The sequence below is a fragment of the Lactobacillus nasalidis genome (assembly GCF_016587775.1).
GTDB classification, from domain to species: Bacteria; Bacillota; Bacilli; order Lactobacillales; family Lactobacillaceae; genus Lactobacillus; species Lactobacillus nasalidis.
In genome coordinates this window covers 1-2,422 of sequence record NZ_BOCG01000089.1, presented here as the reverse complement: position 1 = coordinate 2,422, position 2,422 = coordinate 1, and the positions used below count along the sequence as shown (strand labels likewise).

Sequence of the window (2,422 nt, the reverse complement as noted above, 5' to 3'; positions counted from 1 at the left end):
TCGGCTTCATCCAGGCTGTATTCATAAATGTAGCGGGAAATCTTGGCTACGTCCAAAGCAGAGCCGCCGCCGATGGCGATGATGGTGTCCGGCGTGAACTTCTTCATCTGCTTGGCGATCTTGATGGCTTGGCTCAGCGGCGGGTCTGGCAAAACGTCACTGTAGATGGCCGTGTCGACGTGGTTGTCTCTTAAAGCCAGCTGCTCGTAAATCTTGTCGACGAAGTGGAACTTGACCATCCCCGGGTCGGCAACGATAAAGGCCCGGCTGATGTCTTGTTCGTTTTCATCTGAAAGGTAGGTAATTGAGTCTTTTTCATAGAAGATCTTTCCTGGCAGGCGGATCCATTGCGGCCGGTTCCGCCGCTTGGCAATCGTCTTGATGTTCAAAAGGTCAGTCGTAGTTAAGTTGTGTGACAATGAGTTCTTCCCCCAAGATCCAGTTCCTAAAGTTAAGCTTGCCCGCAGGCCGTCGGTGTAGATGTCGCCGATGCCGCCCAGGGCGTCAGGCTGGTTGACCAGAATTCTGGAAGCCTGGACGGCTTTGCCGAATTCATCGATGAACGGGTCATTTGGAGAACCGATCTGAATGGCAGCATTGTGGCCGGCGCCCTGGTAGTTGAGCAGGGCTTTGACGATTCTGATGCCGTCTTCGCGGTCCTTGGCCTTGTAAACGGAAAGAAGCGGGGAGAGCTTTTCAGATGACAGCTTTTCGCCGATGTTCTTTGGGTCAAGTTCAAAAAGGAGGACGTCCTTGCCTTCTGGCAGGGTTACGCCGGCATGCTCGCAGATCCAGCGGGCGCTCATGCCGGCTACAGGGCCGTTGACGCCGTGTTTGTCGTTGAAGACAAAGTCAGCCAGCTTTTGGTAGTCTTTCTTTGGAACCAGGTAGGCCCCTTTTTCCTGCATCTTTTGCATCCACTGGTCGTAGATCGGTGCTTCCACGACAGCCGAGTTTTCAGTGGCACAGATCATGCTGTTGTCAAAGCGCTTGGAAAGCAGGATGTCTTCGACTGCCCGGTCCAAAAAGGCGGTGTGGTCGATGTAGATTGCCCCGTTGCCGGCCCCGACACCCATTGACGGGTTGCCGGACTGCAGAGCCGCGTGCACCATGCCCGGGCCGCCAGTAGCCAGAATAGAAGCAATCTTTGGGTTGCGGATCAAAGCCGTGGTGTTTTCCAGACTGGACTTGTCGATCCATTGGATGATGTTCTTCGGCGCGCCAGCCTTCAAGGCAGCGTCGTACATGATTTGAGCTGCATGGATTGAACACTTCTGGGCCTTCGGGTGGAAGGAGAAGATGATCGCGTTTCTCGTCTTCAAGGCAATCAGGATCTTGAACATGGTCGTTGAAGTCGGGTTGGTCGTCGGTACGATGCCGGCCAGAACACCCAGCGGGGAGGCGACTTTTACATAGCCTTCAACCTGGTTTCTTTCGATAATTCCGACGGTCTTGTCGTGCTTGATTGAGTTGTAGACATTTTCGGTAGCAAAGCGGTTCTTGGTGTCCTTGTCCTCAACGACCCCGCGGCCGGTTTCATCAACCGCCTCGTGGGCCAGCTGCAGGGAAGCTTCACTGCCGGCAAGGGCCATTGCGGCCACGATCTTGTCGACTTGTTCCTGGCTGTAAGTTGAGTAGGCTTCCTCAGCAACCAGGGCCTTGTTGACTAATTCACCAGTGTAGCGCTTGGCTTCAGCCATTTTTTCATCAGCAGACAATTCCTTGCCCGCCACAGCAGCAGTCTGTGTTTTCTTCGTTTCAACCATTTTTTCACTCCATAAAAACTATCTGTCTAACTTAAGGTTCTGCACATCACTTGTGAGCCTTTTCACCTAACATAATAGTCCTTAGATTTTCTTTGTCAAGGCAAATTTAGCCTAATTTTTCAATGAATATTCGCTTGAAAACACTTACATGAGTGTCTAAGTAGTATCATGAAAGCGCCGAAAAAAGTGGCGATAGTGATTTTTATCACTTTTTCAAACTGGCCTGACAGCCCAGAAAAAAGCACAGGCAAAAATGAAATCAGCGAAACTATTAAAGAAAAAATGGCAAAAAGATTGACGGATGCTGAAAAAGGGGGTAAAGTAATAGATGTCTTCAAGAACAGCGCGAAGCGCTTTCTTAATAAAAAGAAATTGAAGACAAAACTAATATCGAAAGCCTGTTGACAAACAGCCGGCAAGCGAGTAAGATATAAAACGTTGCGTCACAAAGGCGCAGTTGGTACTTTGAAAACTGAACAAAGTTTCGCAGTGTGCGGGTCAAACGAAGTTTGATCCAAACAAATAAGCGAAGTCAATTCGCAAGCAAATAATCTGGAGCAGATTAAAAAGGCTCAATTTCAAATTGAGAGTTTGATCCTGGCTCAGGACGAACGCTGGCGGCGTGCCTAATACATGCAAGTCGAGCGAGCTGAATT

At 49.9% G+C, this 2,422-nt stretch carries 2 protein-coding genes and 1 rRNA gene; 2 read left to right on the top strand and 1 reads right to left on the bottom strand.

Translation table 11 applies throughout. From position 1 onward, the window contains the following. The coding region (locus lacNas_RS01165; RefSeq protein WP_201336066.1) for an iron-containing alcohol dehydrogenase at positions 1 to 1,700 on the bottom strand (1,700 nt) is incomplete at its 3' end. Positions 1,701 to 1,934: 234 nt separating this feature from the next. On the opposite strand from lacNas_RS01165, the gene lacNas_RS01160 reads away from it, so the two are divergent. Together lacNas_RS01160 and lacNas_RS01155 are read left to right on the top strand one after the other, a co-directional pair. Further along, entirely contained in the window at positions 1,935 to 2,171 is a 237-nt protein-coding gene (locus lacNas_RS01160; protein WP_201330910.1) for a hypothetical protein, read from the top strand. Positions 2,172 to 2,345: 174 nt separating this feature from the next. Continuing rightward, positions 2,346 to 2,422: ribosomal RNA gene (locus lacNas_RS01155) — 16S ribosomal RNA — on the top strand; the annotation flags it as partial.

What these genes read in the sequence shown, in the direction of transcription:
- lacNas_RS01160 (WP_201330910.1), top strand. Translation starts at nt 1,935, where the DNA reads ATGAAAGCGCCGAAAAAAGTGGCGATAGTGATTTTTATCACTTTTTCA.